Raw genomic sequence first — 25,220 nt, forward strand, 5'->3', positions numbered from 1 at the left:
GCTTCCTGGTTCAGGCTCCCTGTTCCCCCGGCTCCGGCGCGGGGTCCGGCTCCGGCATGGGGTCCGGCTCGGGTGCGGGTGCCGGTCCGTCGGGGTGCAACGGCAGTTCGGCGGTGACCTCGAAGCCGCCTTCCGGGCGGCGGCCCGCGGTGAGGGCGCCGCCCACCGAATGCGCGCGCTCGCGCATGCCGATGAGGCCGAAGCCGTGTCCGGGGGCCGGCGCGGCCGCCGTGTCCGTAGCCGCGGTTCCGTCGTCGGTGACGCCGATGGTCAGCCGGTCGCGGGAGTAGCTGAGCCGTACGTGCGCGGTGTGCGCGGCGGCGTGCTTGGTGACGTTGGTGAGGGCCTCCTGCACGATCCGGAACGCCGTCAGATCCACTCCCGGAGAGAGCCGCCGCGGCTCGCCGTGCGTGGTGACCGTGACCGGGAGCCCGGCGGAGGCGAACGCGTCGGTCAGCTCGGGGAGCCGGGCGAGTCCGGGGCTGGGCTCCAGGGGCGCGTCCGGGTCGTCCGTCTGGCGCAGCAGGCCGACGGTGGCCTTGAGTTCGCGCAGCGCGGAGGAGGTGGTGGAGGCCAGGCCGGTGAGGATCTTGTGGGCCTGGTCGGGGTTGTTCCGGGCGAGATGCGCGGCGGTGCTCGCCTGGGCGTTGGCCAGGGCCAGGTGGTGGGCGACCACGTCGTGCAGCTCGCGGGCGATGCGCATGCGCTCCTCGGCGACGCGGTGCCGCGCCTCCTCGTCGCGGGTGCGCTCGGCGTGTTCGGCGCGGGCCTGTGCGGCGTCCATGACGGCGTCCGTATAGGCGCGCCGTATCCGGACCGCGCGGCCGGCGGCGACGGGCAGCAGCAGCCACACGGCCGGGCCGATGGTCTTGAGCACCAGCGCGTGGTTGACGGGGTCGGCGACCATCGCGGTGGTCACCAGCGCGGCGATGGTGGCGAGGCAGTAGGAGTAGGTGATCTTCCGCTCGGTGAGCACCGCCAGCCAGTAGAGCGCCATCAGGACCGGGGCCAGCAGCAGGGGGGTGAGCAGATAGCCGACCGCGCTCGCGGCCGCGACACAGGCCGCCGTCACGGCGACGGAGGTGCGCGGGTGGCTGCGACATCCCACCAGGGCGGCGCTGGAGATACCCGCAAGCAGCAGGGCCGGGCCCAACGACGGCGGGGCGTTGCCGGGCATGCCGAGTCCGGCGCCGAGGACGACGAGGCCGAACAGCACCCCGGCCACGAACACGTCGACGGCGAGGTGATGGCGCTCCGTATAGCGCTCCAGACTGCTGGTCATCGGGTTCTCCGGTCGGGGCCTGGGTCCATGGTGGACGACGCCGGGCACGAACGGCCGACGGCCGCCCGGGTTCGTGACCACGGGCGGCCCTCGGGGCGCGGGGCGGCGTCTGTCGAATCAGGCGTCTGTCGGGTCAGACGTGTGCCGATTCCCGGTCCGGCGTGGTGTCGGGGGCCGGGAGCGCGGCGGCGGGGGAGCGGCGGCTGAGCGCCTCGCCCTCCACGTCGATGTTCGGCAGCACCCTGTCCAGCCAGCGCGGCAGCCACCAGGCGCGGTCGCCGAGCAGGGCGAGGACGGCGGGCACCAGCGCCATGCGGACGACGAACGCGTCGAACAGGACGGCGATGGCGAGGCCGAACCCGATCATCTTGATCATGGATTCGGCGGAGCCCACGAACCCGGAGAACACGGCCATCATGATCAGTGCGGCCGCCACCACCACCCGGGCGCTGTGCCGGAACCCGGTGACGATCGCCTGGCCGGGCCGGTCCCCGTGGACGTACGCCTCGCGCATGCGCGTGACCAGGAAGACCTCGTAGTCCATGGCGAGACCGAAGACGATGCCCACCAGGAAGATCGGCATCAGGCTCATGATCGGGCCGGTCTGCTCCACGCCGAGGAGGTCGGCGCCCCAGCCCCACTGGAAGACCGCGACCACCGCGCCGAAGGCGGCGAGCACCGACAGCAGGAACCCGGCCGCCGCCTTGATGGGCACCAGGAGGGAGCGGAACACCACGAGCAGAAGCACGAAGGCGAGGCCCACCACGACCGCGAGATAGGGGATCAGCGCGTCCTGCACCTTCTGGGCGACGTCGATGTTCACCGCGGTGGAGCCGGTGACCTCGAAGCTCGCATGGGTGGCGGACTCGAGTGCGGGCCGTTCGGCGCGGATGGTGCGCACCAGGTCCTTGGTCTTCTCGTCGGTGGGGGCGGTGGACGGCGTGGCGGAGAAGACCGCGGTGTCGCCCGCGGCGTTGAACCGGGCCGGGGAGACGGAGACGACACCCTTGGTGGCGCCGATCCTGTCGGTGATCCTGTGTACGGCGCCCTTCGCGTCGGCGGTGCCCTTGGCGTCGACGACGATGGTCAGCGGTCCGTTGAAGCCGGGGCCGAAGCCCTCGGCGAGCGCGTCGTAGGCGCGGCGCTCCGTGGTCGAGGTGGACTTGGCCTCGTCCCCGGGCATGCCCAGCTGGAGGCCCGTCACCGGGAGCGCGATCGCGCCGAGCCCGGCCACGGCGGCCAGCAGTACGGGCAGGGGGCGGCGCAGTACGAACCGGGCCCAGCGGCTGCCCCCGTTGTGCTCGCCGCCCTCCTTGGCCTTCGCGCGCTTGGCCTTCGCGTCCTTGTTCTTCCCGTCCTTGTTCTTCGCGTCCCGCCGGGCGGAGCGCGACAGCACGGCCCGCGGGAGGAAGGCGAGCAGCGCCGGCACCAGGGTCAGCGCGATGACGACGGCGATCGCGACCGCGCCCGCGGCGGCCAGGCCCATCTTGGTCAGCATCGGGATGCCGACCACCGACAGCCCGGCCAGCGCGATCACGACGGTGAGCCCGGCGAAGACCACCGCCGACCCGGCCGTGCCCGCGGCCAGCCCGGCCGCCTCCTCGGGCTCGTGTCCCCGGGCCCGCTCCTCGCGGTAGCGCGAGACCACGAACATGGCGTAGTCGATGCCGACCGCGATCCCCAGCATCGAGGCGAGCGTGCCGGTGGTGCCGGACAGGCCGAAGGTGCTGGCCAGCGCCATGATCGAGGCCATGGAGACGCCGACGCCGACGATCGCGGTCAGCAGCGGGAGCCCCGCGGCGGCCAGCGAGCCGAAGGTGATCAGCAGCACGGCCGCGGCGATGACGATGCCGATGCCCTCGGCGGCCCCGCCCGCCGCGGGCTGGGTCGCCAGCGCGTTGCCGCCGACCTCGACGGTCAGCCCCGCGTCCCGGGCCTGCTGGACGGCGTCCTCCAAGGTCTTCTTGGCGGCGTCGGTGAGGTCGTCGGCCGCAACCTTGTAGGTGACGGTCGCGTATGCCGTCCCCGCGTCCTTGCTGACGGCCCGCGCCTGGAAGGGGTCCACCGCGCCGGCGACCTGCGGACCGCCGGACACCTCGTGCACGACCTTCTCGACGGCCGCCCGGTTGTCGGCCGCGGTGACCTTCTCCCCGTGCGGGGCGACGAAGACGATCCGGGCGTTCGCCCCGTCGGCCTTGGCACCGGGGAAGCGCTGGTCCATCAGGTCGAACGCCTTCTGGGACTCGATGCCGGGCATCGAGTTCCCGGTGTCGGGGGCGGCCGGCGCCTTGACCGCGCCGAAGCCGACGGCCGCCAGCACGGCCACCCACAGCAGGGTCACCCACCAGCGTCGTCGGAAGGCCAGACGGCCCAGTCGATAGAGATAAGCAGCCACGGGACGGAGGTCTCCACATCTGAACTCGGGTACCTCTCCAGGCTCCCGGCGCGCGGCCCGCCCGTCGTCATGCGGCTGCCGACAATCGGGGGTACTGAGAACGCAGTACCGGCCGCCCGCCGGGTCGTTCCCGGGCATGACCCCCGTCGGCCCCGGCCTCAGCCGGTCAGCACCTCCGCGAGGGAGGCGACGGCGCCCACGGCCACCCCGTCCCCGGGGATGGCCACCCGCGGCCACGGCGAGCCGTCGGTTCCCAGATGTCCATGCGCCACAGCATTTAGAGGGAAGTTAGGTATGCCTCACCTAACTAAGTGGATGTTTCATGTTGTGCGGCTGCCGGGGAGTGGATGCACGCTGGGGAGTGGACACACGCGCGCAGGAGCGATTCCGGAGGTGAGCGTCATGCCACAGACCAGCGTGGGATGGCATGTCGAGTTGGAATTCGACGAGGACACCCGCCACACACGCGCCGCAGCCCTGGTCCGGCTCGCCGACGGGAGCGAGATCCGGGGCCACGGGGCCGCGAGCCGGGCCCCCGCCGACTCCAACCAGCCGCGGGTCGGCGAGGAGATCGCGGGCGCCAGGGCGCTCAACGAGCTGGCGACGAAGTTGCTGGAGAAGGCGCACGGCGAGATCGACGCGGTGTCCGGCCGTACGTCGCACCCACTGCATATGGACCGCTGAGGCGGATCCCCGATCCGCTGAGCGCGGCGCCGTCCGTCACTCGCCCTCGGGCATCGGCAGCAGCAGGGTGAAGGTGGTCGGCGACGCCCGTACGAGTGTGAGCCGGCCCCCGGCCGCCCGCGCCATGTCGCGCGCCAGGGGCAGGCCGATGCCGCTGCCGGAGCGTGAGGTGGTGGTGCCCCGCGCGAAGACGAGCCCGGGTTCGAGGGCCAGCGACCCCTCGTCGGCCACGTCCACGGCGACCGCGCCCGTCATCTCCCGCACCGTGACTCCGACCGTCCCGCTCCCGTGCCGGAGCGCGTTGTCCAGCAGCACATCCAGGATCTGCTCGGCGGTCCGGTCCGGTACGCGGATCGTCTCGCTGCCCGGTTCGAACGCGAAGTCCAGGCGGCGGCCCTCGGCGGCGAACGCGCCGTGCCAGCGGCGCTCCACGCTCTCGGCCAGCTTTCCGAGCGGCCCGGCCCGCTCGGAGACCCGCGGTCCGGGCGCCGCTCTGGCCAGGCGCAGGACCTCGTCGACCGTCTGCTGAAGGTGTCGGGACCGCTCCAGGGCCTCCTCGACGGCCGGCCTGAGGTGACCCGTGCCCGGGTCCGCGGCGGCCTCCTCGAGACCCAGCTGGAGGCCCGCCAGCGGCGTACGGAGCTGGTGGGAGGCGTTGGCGCTGAACTGCCGCTCGTGTTCGAGCAGCGTGGTCAGCCGCTCGACCATGGTGTTCTGGGTGCGCGCCACCTGGTCGATCTCGGCGATCGCGCTGCGTCCGGCGCGGGCGGTCAGATCGCCGCCGGCGACGGCCACGGCCGTGGCCGACAGCGCCTCCAGCGGAGCGGAGAGCGTGCGCGCCTGATGCCGCGCCACCAGTACGCCGGTGGCCAGCGCGGCCAGGGCGGTGCCGACGAGCGCCGCCCACGCGAGGCCCACCCGGGCCCAGACCCCCTGGGTGCCGTCCGCCGCGCGGACCACACCGGTGACCCGCTCCGCCGTCGACACGGGCACGGCGGCCACCAGGTCCTGGCCGTCGCGGCCGCGCGCCACGACCCCGGCCATGGCCCGCCGGGTCACCGCGTCCGCCGTCGCGGGCCCGTGTCCGTCGCGCAGTCGGCCGGCGAGGTCGTACAGGCCGATCCGGGCATCCCGTTCGCCGGGGGGCAGCTCCGAGCGTTTCTTCCCCGTGGACTTCGCACCGACGCGCACGGCGGCCGCCAGGGCCGCGCGCTCGAGCTCGCCGCGCTCGTCCGCGATGAAGGACCGCGGGATCCCCACGGCCAGCGGCGTGGCGAGCAGGACGAGGGCCACCATGACCGCGACCACCGCCACGCGCACCACGCGCTTCCTCATGCGCCCATCATGACCACCCGGCCACCCTGGAGGTGCCCGGCACGACCGGGACACCGCGTGTCGCCACGGCGCCCGCTGCCACCCGGCGGCGCGCGCCCGCCGAAGGCGCGAGGATCCGCCGGACAGGGCCTACGCTTCGGGGCATGCGTACGACACGGGCCGAGGACTCCGTATCCGTGCTGGTCGTCGAGGACGACGACATCATCGGACGACATCTGGAGACCGGGCTGCGCGGCAGCGGCTACCAGGTGGCCTGGAGCCGGACCGGCGGCTCGGGGCTGGCCGAGGCCCGGCGGCTGCCCCTCGACGTCGTCCTGCTCGACCTCGGCCTCCCCGACGTGGACGGCATCGAGGTCGCGCGGGAGCTGCGCGACGAGTTCCCCGACCTCCTCATCGTCATCCTGACCGCGCGCGGCGAGGAGATCGACGTGATCGCGGGCCTGGACGCGGGCGCCGACGACTACCTGGTCAAGCCCTTCGCGCTGACCGTGCTCCTCGCCCGGCTCCGTGCCCATCTGCGCCGTCTCCCGGCCGGACCGCCCGGCTCGGGCGAGCCGGTCCGGCTGGGGGACCTGACCGTGGACATCGCGGCCCGCCGCTGTCGGCTCGGCGACGGCGAAGTGGAACTGCGCCCCAAGGAGTTCGAGCTGCTCGCCGTGCTGGCCCAGCACCCGGGCGAGGCCGTCTCGCGCGAGACGCTGATGGCGCGGGTGTGGGACGAGAACTGGTACGGCCCCACCAAGACCCTGGACGTCACCATGTCCTCCCTGCGCCGCCGGCTGCACACCGCCGCGGCGGCCTCCCCCGTCCCGCTCGAGCTGCCGGAGCTCACGACCCTGCGCGGACACGGCTATCGGCTCGAACCGGGCGGTTCGAGCCGATAGCCGTGTCCCTCCGAGGTTTTGTCGTCGTCTGACTTTCGTCGCAGCGAGCCTTAACGGCCGGGTTCCTACGGTGGTGAACATGACGGCCGGCTCGGCTCCCCACGAGGAGGCACCATGACATCGTCGCTGCGGACGGCAACACTGATGGGACCTCAGGTCAGCGGTGACCTGCCCGGCCCCGGTTCGGACGCCCTCCTCGCCCATCAGGCGAGACGGGAGTCCCAGGCCCGCACCTACCCCCGCCATCTGCCCATCGCGCCGGCCGAGGGGTCGGGGAGCTTTGTCCGGGACGTCGACGGAAACGTCTTCATCGACTTCCTCGGCGGCGCCGGTGTGCTCTCGCTGGGCCACAACCACCCCGAGCTGGTCCAGAGCGTGGTCCGGCAGCTCGACACCCTCACCCACGGCCTCGACTTCCCCACCCCCGCCAAGGACGCCTTCACCGAGGCCCAGCTGTCCATGCTGCCCCCGCGGCTGCGGGAGCGGACCAAGGTGCACTTCTGCGGGCCGACCGGCGCCAACGCGGTCGAGGCCGCCCTCAAGCTGTGCAAGATCGCGACCGGCCGCGGCGACATCGTCTCCTTCCACGGCGGCTTCCACGGCAGCACCCACGCCGCCATGGCGGTCAGCGGGCTGGTGTCCCAGAAGGCGCCCGTCCGGGACGGCATGCCCGGTGTCCACTTCTTCCCGTACTGCTCCTCCGCGTGCCCCGCAGGCCCCGCGCCGGGCAGCTGCGCCCGGGACTGCGCCGGCTATCTGGAGCGGGCGCTCCGGGACGATCTGGGCGGCATCCCGCTTCCCGCCGCGGTGATCCTGGAGATGGTGCAGGGCGAGGGCGGGGTCGTGGTCGCCCGCACCGAGTTCGTCCGGCGGGTGCGCGAGGTGACCCGCTCGCTGGGCATTCCCATGATCGTCGACGAGGTGCAGACGGGCTGCGGGCGCACCGGGACCTGGTTCGCGTTCGAGCAGTACGGCATCGAGCCGGATGTCATCGTGGCGTCCAAGGCGCTGAGCGGCATGGGCCTGCCGGTCGCCCTCATCCTGTACGACGCGGCTCTGGACACCTGGGAGCCGGGGGCGCACATCGGGACGTTCCGCGGCAACCAACTGGCCTTCGCCGCGGGCGCCGAGGCGGTCCGCATCGTCCGGCGCGACGATGTGCTGGCCAATGTCCGGCGCAGGGGGGTGCAGGTCGCGGACCGGCTCGGGGAGCTGATGGGCAACCCGTGGGTCCGCGAGGTGCGGGGCCGCGGCCTGATGTGGGGGATCGAGCTGGCGAACCCCGGCGACGGCCGGCCCGCGACCGCGCTCGCGGGCGAGGTGCAGACGTATGCGCTGCGACACGGGCTCATCGTCGAACGCGGCGGGCGCCAGGACGCCGTGGTCCGGATTCTGCCCCCGCTCAATGTCACGGCCGATGTCGTCGACACGGCCTGTTCGATCCTCGTCGAAGCCGTCTCGGCGTGTGCCTCGCGCCGCTCCGCGCGCTCCGGTCCGGTGGTCCGGGCCGGACTGGGCGGCTTCTGAGGAGGCCGGGCCCGATGCTCATCGTCCAGAAGTACGGCGGCTCCTCGGTGCCGACCACCGAGCGGATCACGTGTGTCGCCGAACGTGTTGTCGCGGCCCATGACGCGGGCCATGACGTGGTCGTGGTGGTGTCCGCCATGGGCCGGACCACCGATCAGCTGCTCAGGCTCGCCCGCGAGGTGGACCCCCTGCCGGCCGCGCGCGAACTGGACGCGCTGCTGACCACGGGTGAGCGGGTGTCCAGCGCGCTGACCGCGATGGCGATCCACGCGCTGGGCGCCCCGGCGTACTCCTTCTCCGGACGGCAGGCCGGTGTGCTGACGACCTCGGACCACGGCCGGGCGCAGATCGTCGAGGTCCGGCCGGGGCGGGTGCGGCAGGCGCTCGACCGGGGGGCGATCGCGCTGGTCACGGGTTTCGAGGGGGTGTGCGGGGAAACCGATGAGGTGACCACCTTGGGCCGGGGCGGGTCCGACACGACGGCGGTCGCGCTCGCCGCGGCCCTCAAGGCCGATGTGTGCGAGATCTACACCGATGTGGCCGGTGTCTTCACGGCCGACCCCGGCATCGTGCCGGAGGCCAGGCCGCTCGGCCGGCTCACCCATGAGGCGATGTGCGAGATGGCGGCCGGTGGCGCGCGGGTGCTGGCGCTGCCCAGCGCGGAGTACGCCCGCCGGCACGGTGTGACCGTCCATGTCCGCTCGTCCTTCGACGACCGCCCCGGCACCGTCATCTCGGACGAGGCTTCGGACGAGGCCGGGGACCCGGGAGCGGAGGCCGCCGCCGTGACGGGCGTGGCCCATGACATGTCCGGCGTGAAGATCACCGTGTTCGGCGTCCCGGACGGCGACCGGTCCGCGGGGCGGGTCCACGGAGTCCTGGCCGACGCCGGTATCGAGGTGGTCGAGTCGCACGGCGTGCCGCGCCCGGACGGACGGAGCGCGGACGTCGCGCTGGCCCTGCCCAGGACGGACGCCGCCGCCGCGATGACCGCTCTGCGGATCCACCGCAGAGAGCTCGGATACGAGCGGGTGACCTACCGCGACCGCGTCGGCAAGGTCTCGATCGTCGGGTCCGGCCTGCTGACGCGCGCCGATGTGTGCGCGACGCTCCGCGACACGCTGGCCGGGGCGGGGGTGCCCTTCGAGAGCTTCTCCGCGACGGACACCCGGATCTCCGCGCTGTGCCCCGCCTCCCGGCTCGTGGACGCCGTACGCGCCGTGCACCGGGCCCTTGTCGGCGGAGCCCGCGGGCTCAGCCGCCCGGTCGCTCTCCTTGGGCGATCTCGACGCTCTGGTGGAGGCTGATCGCTCCGGCCCCCGCGCCGGCGAGCGAGAGGCAGGCGCAGAGCGCGAGGAGCACCCCTGCGGCCACCGCCGCGAGGTGCCTCCTGCCACGGACACCGGGGAGCGGCGGCCGCAGCAGCGCCGCGACCCGCTGCGGCACCGGCCCGGAGGTGGCGGCCGGGGCCACGGTGGGGCGGCGCCGGGCCGCGCGGGTGGCGAGGGCCGCACGGCCGATGGCCCGGGCCGTGAGCTGCCGGTCGCCGGTGGCGGCGGCCGCCGCCTCGTCGGCGGCGCGCTCCGCGGCGAGCCGCACGGCGGCGCCCGCCGGGCGCAGCCCGGGGTGGCAGTGCGCGGCGAGCCCGACGGCGGCCAGATGGTAGTGATGGCGGGCGCTGAGGTGCGCCCGCTCATGGGCGAACAGCGCCTCGCGCTCGGCCGGGCTGAGGCTGCGGAGCATGGAGGTGGTCACCACGATCCGGCCCGGACTGCCGGGCAGGGCGTAGGCGTCGGGGTCGGGGCTGTCGATCACACAGAGGTCGCCGGCCGTGGGCTGGGTGTCCGCCGCCTTCCTGGCCTCGTGGTACTCCCCGATCAGGCGCGCCGCGGAGCGCGGCAGCGCCCAGGCGCACACCGCCAGCGCCCCGGTGGCCGCCGCGGCGAGCGGAAGCAGGCCGGGCGCGGAGCCGAGCGGATGGATCAGCTCCCCGAGGGTGGCGAACGGGGGGAGGGCCAGCAGGCCGTACAGCGTGAGGGTGCCGAGCGCGGCCAGCGAGCACACGGCCAGCACCACCGTGGTCGCGGTCAGGCACCACAGGGCGGCGGCGGGGGCCAGCCGGGCGACGGCGCGCCGGGCCAGGGGCGGTACGGCGCAGGGCACGAGCAGCGGGACCAGCGGCGCGACCAGCAGCGGGGCGATCATTGATCACCCGCTTCGAGGAGCTCCCTGAGCAGGCGCTCGTCGTCGTCGCTGAGCTGGTCGACAAAGCGGGCCAGGGCGACCTCGCGGGCTTCGTCGCGGTCGAGCTCCTGGTGCATGCGGCGGGCGGTCAGCCCGTGGGCGTCCTGGAGGGGGAAGTAGACGAAGCCGCGCCCGGACCGCTTCCGGTCGATGACCCCCTTCTCGTACAGCCGGGTCAGGATCGTGGTCACCGTCGTACGGGCCAGTGACGTCTCCAGGCTCCGCTGCACCTGACCGGGGCTCTGCGGCCCGGCGGCGGCCCAGAGCGCGGCCATCACGGTCGCCTCCAGTTCACCCGCGGGTCTGCGCTCGGGCTGCTTGCCGGCCATCGGCATGCCACCTCTCCCCTCTTCGTCTACAGTGTCGTAGACGGTCTACTGGATTGTAGTCGTCGCGCGGCCCGAGGGCCTCGCTCCGTTTCCGTGCTGTTCTGTTCCGTTCCGTACGTCCGCCGAAGGGACCGCGCCCGTGACCCTCGACCTGTCCGCAGGCCCACCCCTCGCGGTGAACATCCTGGACGCCCAGTCCCTGCTGTCCGCATTCGGGGTGCTCGGCATCGCCGTGGTGCTGTTCGCCGAGACCGGGCTGCTGATCGGGTTCTTCCTCCCCGGGGACTCGCTGCTCTTCACCGCCGGGCTGCTGTGCACCGCCGGTACGTCGGGCGGGCTCAGGCTCTCGCTGCCCGGAGTCATGGTCGCATCCGCCGTCGGGGCGCTCCTCGGCGCCCAGTGCGGCTATCTGCTCGGCCGCCGGGCGGGCGCCACGCTGCTGGCCCGGGGCCGCTCGCCCCGGCTGCGGGCGGGCGCAGACCGGGCCGGGGAATTGCTGGATCGCTACGGATACGCGCGGGCGGTGGTGCTGGCCCGGTTCGTGCCGGTGGTGCGCACGGTCCTGAACCCGATGGCGGGCGCGCTCGGTGTGCCGCCGCGGACCTTCGCGGTGTGGCAGACGGCGGGCGGGCTGCTGTGGACGCAGGGGCTGGTGATCGCCGGATTCGCGCTGGGGTCGTCCATCCCGAACGTCGACCGCTATCTGCTTCCGCTCATCGCGCTGATCGTGGTGGTGTCCCTGCTGCCGCTGGCCGCAGAGCTGCTGCGCGCCCGGACCGCGCGGCGTAAGGAGGCCGGCCGATGACGCTCGCCTACGACGGCTCCGGTATCGACGGCTCCGCGTACACCGCGGTGGTGGATCTGGCGCATCGCACCCCCGGCTGGCTGGACACCACGATCTCGGTCTGGTCCACCTACGGGCTCGCGCTGTTCGCGGTGCTGATGCTGGCGGGCTGGTGGCGCGCCCGCCGCAGCGGCCCCGAGGCGGCCGTGCAGGCCCTGGCCGCCCCGGTGCTGGTGCTGCTGGCGTACGGGGTGAACGACGCGCTGAAGCAGGTGGTGCGCGAGGACCGCCCGTGCCAGACCCTGCACCGGGCCGTCCTCGAGGCCTGCCCGGCGCCGGGCGACTGGTCCTTCCCCAGCAACCACGCGGCGCTGGCCGCGGCCGCCGCGGCGGCGCTGTGGTTCGTCTCGGCGCGGCTCGGCGCGGTGGCCACCGTCGCCGCCCTGGCGATGGGGGCGTCCCGGGTGTGGGTGGGGGCGCACTATCCGCACGATGTCGCCGCCGGGCTGGTGATCGGGGCGGTGGTGGCCCTGGCCCTGGGCGCCGCCCTGCACCACAGGCCACAAGCCCTGGCGCGGCGCCTGGCGGCGACGCGGCTACGGCCGCTGCTGACCGTGTCGTAGCCCGTGCGGGTGTCGGTGGCGGCTGGTCACCTGGCGGTCACCGGGCGGCCCTCGGGGGCTCGATGCCGGGACCGGGGCGGAAGCTCGCCGGGCTACAGGGTCGGGGCCCGCGGCCCGTCGGGCGCCGTGTGGCGCCCCTCGACGACGGCCCGCGCGACCGCGGCCACCTCGTCCTGGCCGATCCGCCGGTATCCGTCCTCGGTGACGAGGGCGATGAGCGGGAACAGCCGCCGGGTGAGATCGGGGCCGCCGGTGGCGGAGTCCTCGTCGGCCGCGTCGTAGAGCGCCTGCACGACGGCCGTGACGATGTCGCGCTCCGGCATGCCCTCCCGGTAGAGCTTCTTCAGTGAGCCCCGGGCGTGGACCGAGCCCGATCCGGTGGTGGCGAAGCCGCGCTCCTCGGAGCGGTTGCCGGTGACGTCGTAGGAGAAGACGCGCCCGCGCCCCTTGTGCACGTCGTAGCCGGCGAACAGCGGGACCACCGCCATGCCCTGCATCGCCATCTCGAGATTGTCACGGACCATCTTGGTCAGCCGGTTGGCCTTGCCGTCCAGGGAGAGGGCCGTGCCTTCTATTTTCTCGTAGTGCTCGAGTTCCAGCTGGAGGAGCCTGACGAGTTCCACCGCCGGGCCCGCGGTGCCCGCGATGGCGATGGCGGAGTGTCCATCGGCCGGGAAGACCTTCTCGTATTCACGGTGCGCGATGAGGTTGCCCGACGTGACGCGCCGGTCGCCGGCCACCAGCACGCCGTCCGCATACGTCGCCGCGATCACGGTCGTGCCGTGGGGTGCCTCGAAGTCGCCCCGGGCGGGCGGGTACTGACGCTCCGCAGGCAGCAGCTGCGGAGCCTGGGCCTTGAGGAAATCCAGGAAGGAGGAGGTCTCGGGGGCCAGGAACGCGGGCGGCAGGCCGCCCTTCATCAGCGCGTCGAACGACATGCGCGTTCCCTTCCCCAGAGGCATCGGCGGCTTCCGCTTGCCGCACATTACCCAACCCCCGCCCCGGGCAATCCATGGAGAGACGCACGGCAGTTGTGCGGCGCCTGCCTGCGGCGGAGGCTCTGTCGGAGGCAGGGCTCACCCGACCCTACGGACGGAGGTGGCGGGCCGGCGGTGGCGCGGTGCTGCCGCGCCGCACGAGTTCCGTCGGGACGAGCGTGGTGCCGTGTTCCGGCACCTCCTCGCGCATCTGCCGGAGCACCCCCTCGACACAGCGCCGCCCGACCTCGGCGAAGTCCTGGTGGACGGTGGTCAGGGGCGGCAGGAAGGAACCGGCCTCGGGGATGTCGTCGAAGCCGATGACGCTCACATCCTCCGGGACCCTCCTGCCGCGCTCGTGCAGGGCTCGCAACAGGCCCAGCGCCATCTGGTCGTTGGCGGCGAACACCGCCGTACAGTCGGCCTCGTCGGCGAGGCGGAGTCCGGCCCGGTAGCCGGACTCCGCCGACCAGTCGCCCCGGACCAGGGGCGGCGGGGCACACTCCGCGTCGGTGAGGGTGGCGCGCCACGCGTCGGCGCGGCGCTGTGCGGCGAAGGACGCCTCCGGGCCGGCCAGGTGCCACACCGTGCGGTGGCCGAGGTCGAGCAGATAGCGCACGGCGGCGCGGGTGCCGCCCGCCTGGTCGGTGTCGACCACGCAGTAGCGGTCTCCGGCGTCCGAATCGACCACGACCACCTGGACGTTGGGCGGCAGCGAGACGGTGGCCGAGTCGAGCAGATGCACCTCCATGATGACGATGACGGCGTCGACGGCGAGCTCCCCCAGCCGGGAGAAGGCGCCGCGCACCTCGTCCTGGGTGGGGACCGCGACGGGCAGGAGTGTCACGGCGTAGCCCTCGTGGGCCGCGGAGGTGGCGATCGCCTCCAGGGTGCGCACATTGCCGGTGGTGGCAAGGGAGAACGTGATGACGCCGATGGTGCGGAACTCGCCGCGCTTGAGCGCCCGGGCGGCGCTGTTGGGCCGGTAGCCCAGCTCCTTCATCGCCGCCAGCACCTGTCGCCGGGTCTCTTCCGTCACGCCCGAGTAGCCGTTGGCGACCCGGGAGACGGTCTGCGAGGAGACACCGGCCAGGCGGGCCACGTCCGCCATGGAAGCGCGCTGGACCCGTCGGTCGGCGCGTGTGCGGGCCCCCACCCGGGCCTGTGGTGTACTCGCCGATTCGCTGTCTGTTGCGTCCACCCTTGCCCCCTTTTATCCGCAGTGTTGCGGAATCGTCGTACGACGACCCTTGACCGTCGACATTCGGGCAGTGTAGACATGCCGCCACCAGATGTTTACGTAAACATAACACCCGTCAAGGTCTTTTCCAGGGCGTGATGTTTACGTAAACATTGCGTGGGCGCCGGGCCTCCGGGCTCCGAAGAGGGATGAACGAGGATCGACATGACGACGCTGCAACCGCCGGCGGCCGTGGACCGCACGGCACGGGCTTCGCTGAAACGGGACCGACGGTCCTGGACGGGGTGGGGGTTCGTCGGCCCCTTCGTGGCGGTCTTCGCCCTGGTCTTCCTGGCTCCCATCGGGTATTCGATCTACCTCAGCCTCTTCCAGGACAAGCTGATCGGCGGCAACACCTTCGTAGGTCTTGACAACTACCAGCAGGCGCTCCAGGACGACCAGTTCTGGTCCGGAGTGACCCGGGTGGGGCTGTTCCTGGCGGTCCAGGTGCCGATCATGCTGGGCATCGCCCTGCTCGTCGCGCTCGCGCTGGACAGCGGGCGGCTGTACGGCAAGAACTTCTTCCGGATCTCGATCTTCCTGCCCTATGCGGTGCCCGCCGTGGTGGCCACGCTGATGTGGGCCTTCATGTACGGCACCCGCTTCGGGCTGGTGGGGGACATCAACGACGCCTTCGGTGTCTCGCTGCCCGATCCGCTCTCGCCCGACCTGGTCCTGGCGTCGATCGGCAACATCGTCACCTGGGAGTTCGTCGGCTACAACATGCTGATCTTCTACTCGGCGCTGCGGGTGATCCCGCACTCCCTGTACGAGGCGGCGGAGATCGACGGCGCCGGACAGCTCCGCGTCATCACCGCCATCAAGCTCCCCGCGATCCGCGGCGCCCTCGTCATCGCGACGATCTTCTCGATCATCGGCAGCTTCCAGCTGTTCAACGAGCCGAGCATCCTGAAGCCCCTGGCGCCCAACGCGATCACCACCGACTACACCCCCAACTACTACACGTACACGCTGTCCTTCAACGGCCAGCAGCACAACTACTCCGCGACGGTCGCCATCGTCATGGGGCTGATCACCATGGTCGTCGCCTATGTCGTCCAGCTTCGCGGCATGCGCAAGGGAGCCTGAACCATGAGCAGCCCCGCCACCACCGCTTCCAAGGCCAAGGCGTCCGCCCGGACCGGATCCGCCGGCCACGCGCCCCGGCTGCGCACCCCGCGCAAGGCCGCCGAAAGGCGCCGCCCCCGCCGCAGCGTGCTGCTGACCGTGCTGACCGGTCTGGTGCTGCTGTACTCCCTGGTGCCGCTGATATGGCTGGTCATCAGCTCCACCAAGACCCAGGAAGGGCTGGCCGACTCCTCCGGGCTGTGGTTTGCCGACCACTTCGCCCTGTGGGACAACATCCGTGAGACCTTCACCTACAACGACGGCGTCTTCGTCCGCTGGCTGCTGAACACCCTGCTGTATGTGGGGCTCGGCGCCGGTGGCGCCACCTTCCTGGCGGTCCTGGGCGGCTACGCCCTGGCGAAGTTCACCTTCCCCGGCAAGCGCGCCGTGTTCGCCGTCGTCATCGGGGCCGTCGCCGTGCCGACCACCGCCCTGGCGGTCCCCACCTTCCTGATGTTCAGCAAGATGGGGCTGACCAACACCCCCTGGGCGGTGATCGTCCCCTCGCTCATCTCGCCCTTCGGCCTGTATCTGATGTGGGTCTTCGCCACCGAGGCCATCCCCGACGAGCTGCTGGAGGCCGCCCGCATCGACGGGGCGAGCGAGCTGCGCACCTTCTTCCAGGTCAGCCTGCCGCTGCTGGCGCCGGGCATCGTGACCGTGCTGCTGTTCACGATGGTCGCGACCTGGAACAACTTCTTCCTGCCGCTGATCATGCTCAAGGATCCGAACTGGTACCCGCTGACCCTGGGGCTGAACAGCTGGAACGCCCAGGCCCAGACGGCCGGTGGTGAAGCCGTCTTCAACCTGGTGATCACCGGCTCGGTGATCACCATCCTCCCCCTGATCGCCGCCTTCCTGCTGTTGCAGAAGTACTGGCAGTCCGGACTCGCCGCCGGAAGCGTCAAGGAATAACCCTCACCCCACCACGAAGAAGTGGAAGCACCATGCCCAAGAACACGCGCCGCCTGCTGCGCGGCATCGGCCTCGTCTGTGCCCTCGCCCTGGGAGCGACCGCCTGCGGCGGCTCCGACGACGACGGCTCCAGTGGCGAGAAGGTCTCCGCCGGGGACATCCAGGCGGCTCTGAAGAAGGGCGGCTCGATCACGGTCTGGGCCTGGGAGCCCACGCTCAAGCAGGTCGTCAAGGACTTCGAGAAGGAACACCCCAAGGTCCACGTCAACCTCGTCAACGCGGGTACGAACAAGGACCAGTACACCGCCCTCCAGAACGCCATAGCGGCGAAGAAGGGCGTCCCGGACGTCGCGCAGATCGAGTACTACGCGCTGGGCCAGTTCTCGCTGACCAAGGCCGTGACCGACCTGTCCGGCTACGGCGCCGACAAGCTCTCCAAGACCTACTCGCCCGGCCCGTGGAACTCGGTGAAGTCCGGCGACAAGATCTACGCGCTGCCCATGGACTCCGGCCCGATGGCGCTGTTCTACAACAAGAAGGTCTTCGACAAGTACAAGGTCGCGGTGCCCACCACCTGGGACGAGTACGTCGACGCGGCGCGCAAGCTGCACAAGGCCGACCCGAAGGTCTACATCACCAGCGACACCGGCGACGCGGGCATGACCACCAGCCTGCTGTGGCAGGCCGGCTCGCGCCCGTACCAGGTCGACGGCACCAACGTGAAGATCAACTTCTCGGACAAGGGCGCCGCCACCTACACCAAGACCTGGCAGAAGCTCATCGACGAGAAGCTGCTGTCGCCCGTCAGCGGCTGGACCGACGACTGGTACAAGGGGCTGGGCGACGGCAGCATCGCCACCCTGACCACCGGCGCCTGGATGCCCGCCAACTTCGTCTCCGGTGTGAAGAACGCCTCCGGCGACTGGCGTGTGGCCCCGCTGCCGCAGTGGACCAAGGGCGACAAGACCACCGCGGAGAACGGCGGCAGCTCGCTGGCCCTGCCCTCGGCGGGCAAGAACAAGGAACTGGCCTACGCCTTCGCCGAGTACGCGAACGCCGGCAAGGGCGTGCAGACCCGGCTCAAGGGCGGTGCCTTCCCGGCGACCACGGCCGACCTCCAGTCCGAGGCGTTCCAGAACACCGAGTTCCCGTACTTCGGCGGGCAGAAGGCCAACAAGATCTTCGCCGACTCGGCCGCGAACGTCGGCAGCGGCTGGTCGTACCTCCCCTACCAGGTGTACGCCAACTCGATCTTCAACGACAGCGTCGGCAAGGCCTATGTCTCGAACACCCCGCTGGCCAAGGGGCTGAAGGCCTGGCAGGACGCCTCGGTCAAGTACGGCAAGGAGCAGGGCTTCACGGTCTCCGAGTAAGGCCCTACGGCAGCAGGGAACGCGATGCCGCGGTCCCTGCTGCCGTACGCCCTGAGCATCACCAGCTCCACCGGCACCACCCCGGCACCACCAGCACCAACGCCGCGCCGCCCCGTGCGGTACTCCGGAAGGACCACCATGATCTCCACCCTCCTCTCCCGGCTGCCGCACGGGGCGGACGGTGACCCCACCTCCCCCCGCCTCCTCTTCGGCGCCGACTACAACCCCGAGCAGTGGCCGCGCGAGGTGTGGGAGGAGGACGTCCGGCTGATGCGACAGGCCGGCGTCAACGTCGTCTCGGTGGCGATCTTCTCCTGGGCCCGCATCCAGCCGGCCCGGGACCAGTGGGACTTCGAGTGGCTCGACGAGGTCATGGACCTGCTGCACGCGGGCGGCATCGGCGTCGACCTGGCCACCGCCACCGCGTCCCCGCCGCCCTGGCTCACCACCGCGCACCCGGAGATCCTCCCGGTGACCGCCTCCGGCGAGACGCTGTGGCCGGGCGCGCGGCAGCACTGGCGCCCCACCTCCCCGGTCTTCCGTGAGCACGCGCTGCGCCTGGTGACCCGGATGGCCGAGCGCTACGCCGACCACCCCGCCCTGGTGGCCTGGCATGTCTCCAACGAGCTGGGCTGCCACAACATCTACGACTACTCCGACGACGCCGCCCGCGCCTTCCGCGACTGGCTGCGGGCGCGCTACGAGACCCTCGATGCGCTCAACCACGCCTGGGGCACGGCCTTCTGGTCCCAGCGCTACAGCGACTGGAACCAGATCCTGCCGCCCCGGCTCGCCGCGTCCCACCCCAACCCCACCCAGCAGCTGGACTTCAAGCGCTTCTCCTCCGACGCGCTGAAGGAGTATCTGCGCGCGGAGCGCGACATCCTGCGCGAGCTCACCCCCGGAACGCCCGTCACCACCAACTTCATGGTGATGGGCGAGACCAAGGGGATGAACTACGCCGACTGGGCCGACGAGATCGACTTCGTCTCCAACGACCACTACGTCCTCCCCGGCCCCCAGGACCGCGATGAGCTGTCCTTCTCCGCCAACCTCACCAGCGGCATCTCCGGCGGGCGCCCCTGGTTCCTGATGGAGCACTCCACCAGCGCGGTCAACTGGCAGCCGGTCAACCTGGCCAAGCGCCCCGGGGACCTCGCCCGCGACTCCCTGCTGCATGTCGCGCACGGCGCCGACGCGGTCTGCTACTTCCAGTGGCGGCAATCGGCGGCCGGGGCCGAGAAGTACCACTCGGCGATGGTGCCGCACGCCGGGGCCGACAGCGAGGTGTTCCGCGCGGTCACCGAGCTGGGCGCCACCCTCCAGGCGCTGGCGCCGGTCGCCGGGGCCGAGCGCGAGCGGGCGCGGGTCGGGATCGTATACGACTGGGACTCGTGGTGGGCCAGCGAGCAGGACTCCCACCCCAGCTCCCTGCTCAACTACCGGCAGGAGGCCCTCGACTGGTACTCCGCCCTCCTCGCGCTGGGCATCCGCGCCGATGTCATCACCACCCGGGCCGACCTCGGCGAGTACCGGCTGCTGATCGCGCCCGTGCTGCACGTGGTGCCCCAGGCCCTGGCCAAGGAGCTCACCCGGTACGCCGAGACGGGCGGCCACCTGGTCACCACGTACTTCTCCGGCGTCGTCGACGAGAACGACCACATCTGGCTGGGCGGCTACCCCGGGGCCCTGCGCGAGCTGCTGGGCATCCGCATCGAGGAGTTCGGCCCGCTGCTCGCCGGGGACACCGTCGAACTGGACGGCCCGGACGGGGCGGAAGGGCCGGCCACCGGCACCCTGTGGACCGACCGGATCACCGTCACCGACCCCGACGGCGTACGCATCCTCGCCCACTACCGCACCGGCAACCAGGCCGGCCGCCCCGCCGTCACCCGCCGCGCGGTGGGCGAGGGCTCGGCCGCGTATGTCTCCACCCGGCTGGGCGCCGACGGCCTCACCCGCCTCCTGCCGGGCCTGCTGGAGGGCGCCGGAGTCCACAGCGAGCTGCCCGCCGAGGTGCGCGGGCGCGTCGAGCTGACGGTGCGCCGCAACGCCGACGCCCGTTACCTCTTCCTCGTCAACCGCACCGACGAGCAGGTGAGCCTGGACGGCCTCACCGGGGAGCCGCTGACCGGCGGCGCCACGGCCGCCGACGGCTCGCTCACCCTGCGGCCGCGGGAAGTCGCCGTGCTGCGACAGCCCGCCTCCTGACACCCCCCCACACGGGCATGTCCGCTGGGCATGCCGTCCCACCGAAGCGACCACATACGAGTTGGGAGCACACGATGGAACGCCGTACCCGCACACCACGGCTCCTGGGGGCCATCGGCGTCACGGCCCTGGCCACCGGCGCCGCCCTGATCACCGCACCGTCACCGCAGGCACGGGCAGAGGCCCAGCCGACGGCCGCGGCCGCCTCCGTGACCGTCTCGCCCGACCCCTCCTACCAGCAGCAGAAGTTCGAGGGCTGGGGCACCAGCCTGGTGTGGTTCGCCAACGCCACCGGCGGCTACCCCGAGGAGATACGCCAGAAGCTGGCCTCGCTCCTCTTCGGTGACGACGGCCTCGCCCTCAACATCGCCCGCTACAACATCGGCGGCGGCAACGCCCCGGACGTCAAGGACTACCTCCGCGCCGGAGGGGCGGTCCCGGGCTGGTGGAAGGCGCCCGAGGGCACCACCCGCGAGGACACCGACTGGTGGAGCGCCGACGACCCCGCCGACTGGAACCCCGACGCCGACGCGAAGCAGCGCTGGTGGGTGGACCGGATCAAGGGCGACATCGACCACTGGGAGACGTTCAGCAACTCCCCGCCCTGGTTCATGACCACCAGCGGCTATGTCTCCGGCGGCTTCAACGCCACCATCGACCAGCTCAAGACCGAATCCGTCGACGACTTCGCCGCCTACCTGGCCGGCGCCACGAAGCGGCTGGAGAAGGCGCACGACATCAAGGTCGACACCGTCGACCCCTTCAACGAGCCCAACACCAACTACTGGAGCACCCGTCTGGGAGCCGACGGCCAGCCGGTCGGCGGCCGTCAGGAAGGGGCCCACATCGGCCCCGAACTCCAGCAGAAGGTGATCCGCGCCCTGGCACCCGCCCTGAAGAAGGCCAGGACCGGCGCGAAGATCTCCGCGATGGACGAGACCAACCCGAACATCTTCGCCCAGAACTGGAACACCTACCCGCAGGAGGTGCGTGACCTCGTCGGCCAGATGAACGTGCACACCTACGGCACCGGCGGCCGTACCACCGTGCGCGACCTGGCCAAGGCGGCCGACAAGCCGCTGTGGATGAGCGAGGTCGAGGGCGACTGGGGCGACGGCCAGGACTTCCAGGACATGAGGCCCGGCCTCGGACTGGCCCAGCACATCGTCGACGACCTGCGGGAACTCGAACCCCGCGCCTGGGTCTTCTGGCAGCCCGTCGAGGACTACGACAACATGAAGCCCGGCGGGGAGTCCGCCAAGGGCGGCAACTGGGGCAGCATCCAGCTCCCCTTCAGCTGCACCTCCCAGGACACCCTGAAGTCCTGCCCGATCCGCACCAACACCAAGTTCGACACCGCCCGGAACTTCACCCACTACATCAAGCCCGGGGACCGGCTGGTGAAGGTCGACGACACCTCCAGCGCTGCCGCCGTCTCCCAGCGCGGCAACCGCGCCACCGTCGTCCATGTCAACCGCACCACCGCCGAGCGCACGGTCACCATCGACCTGTCCAAGTTCGCCGACGTCTCCCGCGGCGCCGCCGTCACCCCGGTCGTGACCAGCGCCGAGGGCAAGCTGGAGCGGCACCGCCCGATCCGGGTCACCGACCGGCGCGCCACCTTCACCGTGCCTGCCGAATCGGTGACCTCCTTCCTCGTCAAGGGGGTCTCCGGTACCGCGAAGGACGCCGCGCTGCTGCGCGAGGGCCACACCTACCGGCTGACCGGCGCCCAGAGCGGCAAGGAACTCACCGTCGCGGAGGGCGGCACCGGGCTCGTCATCAAGACCGCGAGCGCCGACGCGGCCGACACCACCCAGCGCTGGCAGCTCCGCCAGATCAGCGGCGAGGGCAACCGGCAGCGGTACGTGTTCACCAACCCGACGGACGGCAAGCGCCTTGCCGTCCGTGACGGCGCCGCGGTCCTGGAGCCCGACCAGGGCACCCGCGACCAGGCCACCCAGTGGATCATGTCGACCACCGGAGACTCCACCTGGACCCTTGTCAACGCCGCCACCGGCAGGCTGCTGGAGGTCTCCGGCCAGTCCACGCAGGACGGGGCCGCGGTCTCCACCTGGCAGCCCAACTCCGGCGCCAACCAGCGCTGGAAGGTGACCGACGTGAGCTGACCGGCGCCATCGTCAGCGCAGGCCGACGCGGTCACGGCAGGTCGATGTCGTAGCCGCCGGCGGCCTCGATGAGCCACCACAGCGCCCTCCGGCCACCGTACGGATGGCCGTCCACGGCGACCCGTATCCAGCCGGAGGTCGCTGTTGTGGTGCCGCCATCCGCCCTGTGCCCCCTCGCTGGCCTCCGCGCCTGGCGAGGGGGCTTTCGTCATGCCTCGGAAGCACGACGGCCCCCACGGTGATATGGAGGCCGATCGCTGCAATCCCGGCTGGCCCGGGAGTACCGTCTGAGTGTCGAGTTCAGAACGGAGTTCAGTATGCCCGAAAGCAACGACACTCCCAGCACATTCGGCCAACGCGTGAAGAAGCGCCGCGAACGCAACGGACAGACACGCCCCGTCGTCGGCGGCCTCATCGGGCGCAGCGCGGAATGGGTCAAGGCCATCGAGGCTGGGCGCCTCGGCGTCCCACGCCTCCCGCTGCTGCTCCGCCTCGCCGATGTCCTTGGTGTGGAAGACCTCGCAGAGCTGACCGGCGACGAGCGCCTGACTACCTCCAGCTACGCCAGGGCCGTGCATAACGCCCTACCCGCCGTCAAGGCAGCGCTCACGAGCTATCACTTCAACGACCACGATGAGGAACCGGAGCCAGTCGACGTCCTCCTGTCGAGCGTGCGGCAGGCGTGGCAGCTGTGGCACGGCATCGGCGAGCACAGGACGCGCATCGCCGTCGTGCTGCCGGACCTCCTCGCCGATCTCCAGCATGCCGCACGCGTCTACGAAGGCACGGACCGGCGCCGCGTGCTCGCCGCCCTCGCCGAGACGTACCACCTCGTCCAGCTCTACCTGTCCTTTCAGCCCGTGCCCGAGCTGGTGATGCTCACCGGCGACCGGGCAATGTCCGCAGCGCAGGACGCGGACAGCCCGAAGGCCATCGCGTGCGCCGCCTGGTACATGAATCATGTTTTTAGGGATGCGGGCGAGAGGCATGATGCCCGCGTCGAGCTGGCGATGAAGGCATCCGATCTCCTCCGCCCTGACGACGACCGGGAAGATCTGGCGCGCTGGGGGCTTCTCCAACTGGCGGCCGCGTTGTCCTACGCGAAGGTCGGCCGCCGAGGCGACGCCGAACGATTCTGGGGCCGCGCCAACGGGGTGGCCAAGAAGCTTGGCAAGACCTACGCCCACCCGTACCTGATCTTCGGGCAGGGCATGGTCGACGCTTACGCGATCACTATGGAAGCGGACCTCGTCAGCGGGCGCGGGGCAGTCGAGGCGGCCGGGCGAGTGGACGTGTCGCCGATGGAGTCGGCTACGCGCCGCAGTTTCCACCTGATCGAGTCGGCGCGGGCGTACAGCCTGGAGCGTGAGCCGGTCGCGGTGGTGCATCTGCTGGGTAAGGCGTGCGAGGAATCGGCTGAGACCGCGCGCTTCAACCTCTTCACCCGATCGACCATCGAGGATCTGGCCGAGTCCGGCCCGGCTACGGTCCGGCGCGATGCCGAGCGCCTGCGTCGGGAGTTGGGGCTGCCTGTGGCCGCGTGAGGGGTACGAACCGTACCCCTCGGCAAGGGGGTACAGGGTGTACCTCTGTGCCCCGCGCCGCACCCTTACGGTCAGTCATCACCTGATCACTGATGACGCCGGGAGCTCCCTTGGAGACGACGAACGATAGCCGCCCCGTCCCGCCGTGGACGCCGCCCAGCGGCCGTAGCACGCAGCTGCAGCCCGCTGGCCGATCGTGGGACGTCGTGCGCGTCCCCCTCTCCATCGGCATCGGCAAATGCGCTCTCGACCTGCTGGGCGAGACGACGGGCGCGGTTATCGAGAACCCCTTCGACAAGGTCCTCTACTGGTTGATCGCTCCCGGCTCAGCCACCGAATGGGACATGAGCCAGCTGCCCAACATCCAAGTCTGGGGAACGACCGCCTACATCGAAGTGCCCTCCCTGGGCTTCGAGACGGGGCCGGGCGTGCGCTGGCGCGTACCGCTCCGGTACGACCGGTACCTCACCAACCCGGCGGCCCTCTTCGCGGCGCTGCGGACCGCGATCCGCGAAGCGCTCGGTCCTCGCGAGGAGGTTCAGCGGTGATCTCCCAGATCTGCGCCCGCTGTGACAAGTCCACCAGCCAGCCGGTCATCGTGGCGCACGTGCACTCCGCCAGTTGCGGCGGCCGCACTGCCTACGCGTGCCCCGGCTGCGCGCCCAGCTTCCCGAAGCAGCGGGACCCGCTCGCCGAGCTCGCCGCCCTCCGGCGCGCCCGAGAGCGGGGCCTGGAATGAGTGCCCCGGTCGAGCGCTTCGCGGCCTGCTACTGCTGCCGGAAGACCGGCCCGGAGCTGGGGCGGCAGTACCTGCCCGCTCCGTCAGGGCCGGGATGGATCCGGTACGCGTGCGAAGTGTGCGCTGCCCTGCCGTCGGACCCGGAGCTCGTCCCGGCTGGCGTTGCCCAGGTTTTGGCGCTGCGGGCGGCCCGTGTAGGGAGGGCATCGTGACCGTCCCGGTCGGCGCCCGGCGTATGTCCCCGTACTGCGCCCTGTGCACGTCCGAGCCCGACTCCACGCCCGAGGAGATTCACGATCTTTGTCGCGGCCCGCACGAGGTCCGGCTGAAGCCGGTACCGCCCGCGACTCGCGGCGTGCTCATCATGACCATCCGCTGTGACTGTGACTGCGACTGCCACAAGGCTCCGCAGACAGAGGCCACGTAGACCGGTGGGCCGCTGGTGGTCCGGTTCCCCCGTCCCGGACGCCCCTGTGCCAGCGGCCCACCCATCGGTGAGGAAGAGAAATGACGGACCAGCGAGTTCCTGATGACGAGCCGCTGAAGCCGCGGGCCATGATCGGGATGCTGATCAAGAGAGACCTGCCCGACCGGTCCGGCCCGTCGCGGTGGTGCGAGAAGCACCCGAAGGAGCGGACCCGGCTGGTGGCGCGCGCCGAGTGGGTGTGCTCCGACTGCGTCCGTGAGGCCAGCCGAGGCTGACTGATCGCCCCGTCCGTGCACTGCCTTGCGGTGCACGGTCGGGTGTACGCTCAATGCCCGCGATTTTGTGGTGAGTTTGAGACGGCGACACGCCGAAGCGACGGCGTGTCGCCGTCTCAAACTCACCACAGATCCATGCCTCAGCCGCACCCTCCACGGGCCGGACCCATGCGGC

General features: G+C 71.6%; 22 protein-coding genes. 15 read left to right on the forward strand and 7 right to left on the reverse strand.

Features of this window, described 5'->3' with window-relative positions; genetic code table 11:
• Window positions 1-10 precede the first annotated feature (10 nt).
• Together ACZ4WQ_RS34660 and ACZ4WQ_RS34665 are read right to left on the reverse strand one after the other, a co-directional pair.
• On the reverse strand, window positions 11-1,282 hold the full coding sequence (locus tag ACZ4WQ_RS34660; protein ID WP_398375626.1) for a sensor histidine kinase: 1,272 nt from the start codon (window positions 1,280-1,282) through the stop codon (window positions 11-13).
• A gap of 133 nt (window positions 1,283-1,415) precedes the next feature.
• Window positions 1,416-3,677: an MMPL family transporter gene (locus tag ACZ4WQ_RS34665; protein WP_385345829.1), complete on the reverse strand. Its 2,262-nt coding sequence runs from the start codon at window positions 3,675-3,677 to the stop codon at window positions 1,416-1,418.
• A 402-nt stretch (window positions 3,678-4,079) separates the two neighbouring features.
• On the opposite strand from ACZ4WQ_RS34665, the gene ACZ4WQ_RS34670 reads away from it, so the two are divergent.
• Window positions 4,080-4,361: a DUF1876 domain-containing protein gene (locus tag ACZ4WQ_RS34670; RefSeq protein WP_358848670.1), complete on the forward strand. Its 282-nt coding sequence runs from the start codon at window positions 4,080-4,082 to the stop codon at window positions 4,359-4,361.
• 36 nt (window positions 4,362-4,397) lie between these two features.
• On the opposite strand, the gene ACZ4WQ_RS34675 is transcribed toward ACZ4WQ_RS34670, so the two are convergent.
• Window positions 4,398-5,696, reverse strand: coding sequence for a HAMP domain-containing sensor histidine kinase (locus tag ACZ4WQ_RS34675; protein ID WP_468022692.1), 1,299 nt, complete (start codon window positions 5,694-5,696; stop codon window positions 4,398-4,400).
• A 143-nt stretch (window positions 5,697-5,839) separates the two neighbouring features.
• Here ACZ4WQ_RS34675 and ACZ4WQ_RS34680 point away from each other — a divergent pair, with 143 nt between their 5' ends.
• The 3 genes from ACZ4WQ_RS34680 (at window position 5,840) to ACZ4WQ_RS34690 (ending at window position 9,414) form a co-directional block, all read left to right on the forward strand.
• Window positions 5,840-6,580, forward strand: coding sequence for a response regulator transcription factor (locus tag ACZ4WQ_RS34680; RefSeq protein ID WP_398376241.1), 741 nt, complete (start codon window positions 5,840-5,842; stop codon window positions 6,578-6,580).
• Window positions 6,581-6,694: 114 nt separating this feature from the next.
• Window positions 6,695-8,107 carry an aspartate aminotransferase family protein gene (locus tag ACZ4WQ_RS34685; protein ID WP_398376243.1) on the forward strand — a complete coding sequence of 471 codons (1,413 nt, stop codon included), beginning with the start codon at window positions 6,695-6,697 and terminating at the stop codon, window positions 8,105-8,107.
• A gap of 14 nt (window positions 8,108-8,121) precedes the next feature.
• Complete coding sequence (locus ACZ4WQ_RS34690; protein WP_398376244.1) at window positions 8,122-9,414, forward strand: aspartate kinase; 1,293 nt, start codon at window positions 8,122-8,124, stop codon at window positions 9,412-9,414.
• On the opposite strand, the gene ACZ4WQ_RS34695 is transcribed toward ACZ4WQ_RS34690, so the two are convergent.
• Complete coding sequence (locus ACZ4WQ_RS34695; RefSeq protein ID WP_398376246.1) at window positions 9,362-10,312, reverse strand: M56 family metallopeptidase; 951 nt, start codon at window positions 10,310-10,312, stop codon at window positions 9,362-9,364. The two genes, ACZ4WQ_RS34690 and ACZ4WQ_RS34695, sit on opposite strands and share 53 nt — an antisense overlap.
• A complete protein-coding gene (locus tag ACZ4WQ_RS34700; RefSeq protein ID WP_311726961.1) occupies window positions 10,309-10,680 on the reverse strand; it encodes a BlaI/MecI/CopY family transcriptional regulator in 372 nt (123 codons plus the stop codon). Before ACZ4WQ_RS34700 ends, ACZ4WQ_RS34695 begins: the two co-directional genes overlap by 4 nt.
• Window positions 10,681-10,819: 139 nt before the next feature.
• Here ACZ4WQ_RS34700 and ACZ4WQ_RS34705 point away from each other — a divergent pair, with 139 nt between their 5' ends.
• Both ACZ4WQ_RS34705 and ACZ4WQ_RS34710 read left to right on the forward strand, forming a co-directional pair.
• Window positions 10,820-11,485: a DedA family protein gene (locus tag ACZ4WQ_RS34705; protein WP_361193700.1), complete on the forward strand. Its 666-nt coding sequence runs from the start codon at window positions 10,820-10,822 to the stop codon at window positions 11,483-11,485.
• A complete protein-coding gene (locus tag ACZ4WQ_RS34710; protein WP_398376248.1) occupies window positions 11,482-12,087 on the forward strand; it encodes a phosphatase PAP2 family protein in 606 nt (201 codons plus the stop codon). The genes ACZ4WQ_RS34705 and ACZ4WQ_RS34710 overlap by 4 nt, the downstream gene beginning before the upstream one ends.
• 92 nt (window positions 12,088-12,179) lie before the next feature.
• Here the strand turns inward: ACZ4WQ_RS34710 and prcB are convergent, their stop codons facing one another.
• On the reverse strand, window positions 12,180-13,025 hold the full coding sequence (prcB, locus tag ACZ4WQ_RS34715; protein WP_398376250.1) for a proteasome subunit beta: 846 nt from the start codon (window positions 13,023-13,025) through the stop codon (window positions 12,180-12,182).
• Between the two features lie 148 nt (window positions 13,026-13,173).
• The gene (locus ACZ4WQ_RS34720; RefSeq protein WP_398376252.1) at window positions 13,174-14,175 is read right to left on the reverse strand and encodes a LacI family DNA-binding transcriptional regulator; all 1,002 of its coding nucleotides are present in this window, start codon (window positions 14,173-14,175) and stop codon (window positions 13,174-13,176) included.
• 294 nt (window positions 14,176-14,469) lie between these two features.
• Here ACZ4WQ_RS34720 and ACZ4WQ_RS34725 point away from each other — a divergent pair, with 294 nt between their 5' ends.
• The 9 genes from ACZ4WQ_RS34725 (at window position 14,470) to ACZ4WQ_RS34765 (ending at window position 25,045) form a co-directional block, all read left to right on the forward strand.
• A complete protein-coding gene (locus ACZ4WQ_RS34725; RefSeq protein ID WP_358848660.1) occupies window positions 14,470-15,393 on the forward strand; it encodes a carbohydrate ABC transporter permease in 924 nt (307 codons plus the stop codon).
• Between the two features lie 3 nt (window positions 15,394-15,396).
• Window positions 15,397-16,347 (forward strand): carbohydrate ABC transporter permease, encoded by a 951-nt coding sequence (locus ACZ4WQ_RS34730; protein WP_352130783.1) that lies wholly within the window; start codon window positions 15,397-15,399, stop codon window positions 16,345-16,347.
• A gap of 32 nt (window positions 16,348-16,379) precedes the next feature.
• Entirely contained in the window at window positions 16,380-17,720 is a 1,341-nt protein-coding gene (locus ACZ4WQ_RS34735; RefSeq protein WP_398376254.1) for an ABC transporter substrate-binding protein, read from the forward strand.
• 138 nt (window positions 17,721-17,858) lie between these two features.
• On the forward strand, window positions 17,859-19,931 hold the full coding sequence (locus tag ACZ4WQ_RS34740) for a beta-galactosidase (RefSeq protein ID WP_398376469.1): 2,073 nt from the start codon (window positions 17,859-17,861) through the stop codon (window positions 19,929-19,931).
• Window positions 19,932-20,005: 74 nt separating this feature from the next.
• Window positions 20,006-22,060 (forward strand): RICIN domain-containing protein, encoded by a 2,055-nt coding sequence (locus tag ACZ4WQ_RS34745; protein ID WP_398376256.1) that lies wholly within the window; start codon window positions 20,006-20,008, stop codon window positions 22,058-22,060.
• Window positions 22,061-22,377: 317 nt separating this feature from the next.
• Window positions 22,378-23,604 carry a helix-turn-helix domain-containing protein gene (locus tag ACZ4WQ_RS34750; RefSeq protein ID WP_398376257.1) on the forward strand — a complete coding sequence of 409 codons (1,227 nt, stop codon included), beginning with the start codon at window positions 22,378-22,380 and terminating at the stop codon, window positions 23,602-23,604.
• Between the two features lie 110 nt (window positions 23,605-23,714).
• A complete protein-coding gene (locus ACZ4WQ_RS34755) occupies window positions 23,715-24,152 on the forward strand; it encodes a hypothetical protein (RefSeq protein ID WP_398376259.1) in 438 nt (145 codons plus the stop codon).
• Entirely contained in the window at window positions 24,149-24,343 is a 195-nt protein-coding gene (locus ACZ4WQ_RS34760; protein ID WP_398376261.1) for a hypothetical protein, read from the forward strand. Before ACZ4WQ_RS34755 ends, ACZ4WQ_RS34760 begins: the two co-directional genes overlap by 4 nt.
• Before the next feature lie 507 nt (window positions 24,344-24,850).
• Entirely contained in the window at window positions 24,851-25,045 is a 195-nt protein-coding gene (locus ACZ4WQ_RS34765; protein WP_398376263.1) for a hypothetical protein, read from the forward strand.
• Window positions 25,046-25,220: the final 175 nt, after the last annotated feature.

The sequence above is a fragment of the Streptomyces sp. NPDC028305 genome, assembly GCF_055569495.1.

What these genes read in the sequence shown, in the direction of transcription:
- ACZ4WQ_RS34690 (WP_398376244.1), top strand. Translation starts at nt 8,122, where the DNA reads ATGCTCATCGTCCAGAAGTACGGCGGCTCCTCGGTGCCGACCACCGAG.
- ACZ4WQ_RS34765 (WP_398376263.1), top strand. Translation starts at nt 24,851, where the DNA reads ATGACGGACCAGCGAGTTCCTGATGACGAGCCGCTGAAGCCGCGGGCC.
- ACZ4WQ_RS34670 (WP_358848670.1), top strand. Translation starts at nt 4,080, where the DNA reads ATGCCACAGACCAGCGTGGGATGGCATGTCGAGTTGGAATTCGACGAG.
- ACZ4WQ_RS34675 (WP_468022692.1), bottom strand. Translation starts at nt 5,696, where the DNA reads ATGAGGAAGCGCGTGGTGCGCGTGGCGGTGGTCGCGGTCATGGTGGCC.
- ACZ4WQ_RS34680 (WP_398376241.1), top strand. Translation starts at nt 5,840, where the DNA reads ATGCGTACGACACGGGCCGAGGACTCCGTATCCGTGCTGGTCGTCGAG.
- ACZ4WQ_RS34740 (WP_398376469.1), top strand. Translation starts at nt 17,859, where the DNA reads ATGATCTCCACCCTCCTCTCCCGGCTGCCGCACGGGGCGGACGGTGAC.
- ACZ4WQ_RS34710 (WP_398376248.1), top strand. Translation starts at nt 11,482, where the DNA reads ATGACGCTCGCCTACGACGGCTCCGGTATCGACGGCTCCGCGTACACC.
- ACZ4WQ_RS34700 (WP_311726961.1), bottom strand. Translation starts at nt 10,680, where the DNA reads ATGGCCGGCAAGCAGCCCGAGCGCAGACCCGCGGGTGAACTGGAGGCG.
- ACZ4WQ_RS34730 (WP_352130783.1), top strand. Translation starts at nt 15,397, where the DNA reads ATGAGCAGCCCCGCCACCACCGCTTCCAAGGCCAAGGCGTCCGCCCGG.
- ACZ4WQ_RS34725 (WP_358848660.1), top strand. Translation starts at nt 14,470, where the DNA reads ATGACGACGCTGCAACCGCCGGCGGCCGTGGACCGCACGGCACGGGCT.
- ACZ4WQ_RS34685 (WP_398376243.1), top strand. Translation starts at nt 6,695, where the DNA reads ATGACATCGTCGCTGCGGACGGCAACACTGATGGGACCTCAGGTCAGC.
- ACZ4WQ_RS34695 (WP_398376246.1), bottom strand. Translation starts at nt 10,312, where the DNA reads ATGATCGCCCCGCTGCTGGTCGCGCCGCTGGTCCCGCTGCTCGTGCCC.
- ACZ4WQ_RS34735 (WP_398376254.1), top strand. Translation starts at nt 16,380, where the DNA reads ATGCCCAAGAACACGCGCCGCCTGCTGCGCGGCATCGGCCTCGTCTGT.
- ACZ4WQ_RS34660 (WP_398375626.1), bottom strand. Translation starts at nt 1,282, where the DNA reads ATGACCAGCAGTCTGGAGCGCTATACGGAGCGCCATCACCTCGCCGTC.
- ACZ4WQ_RS34720 (WP_398376252.1), bottom strand. Translation starts at nt 14,175, where the DNA reads ATGGCGGACGTGGCCCGCCTGGCCGGTGTCTCCTCGCAGACCGTCTCC.
- prcB (WP_398376250.1), bottom strand. Translation starts at nt 13,025, where the DNA reads ATGTCGTTCGACGCGCTGATGAAGGGCGGCCTGCCGCCCGCGTTCCTG.
- ACZ4WQ_RS34745 (WP_398376256.1), top strand. Translation starts at nt 20,006, where the DNA reads ATGGAACGCCGTACCCGCACACCACGGCTCCTGGGGGCCATCGGCGTC.
- ACZ4WQ_RS34750 (WP_398376257.1), top strand. Translation starts at nt 22,378, where the DNA reads ATGCCCGAAAGCAACGACACTCCCAGCACATTCGGCCAACGCGTGAAG.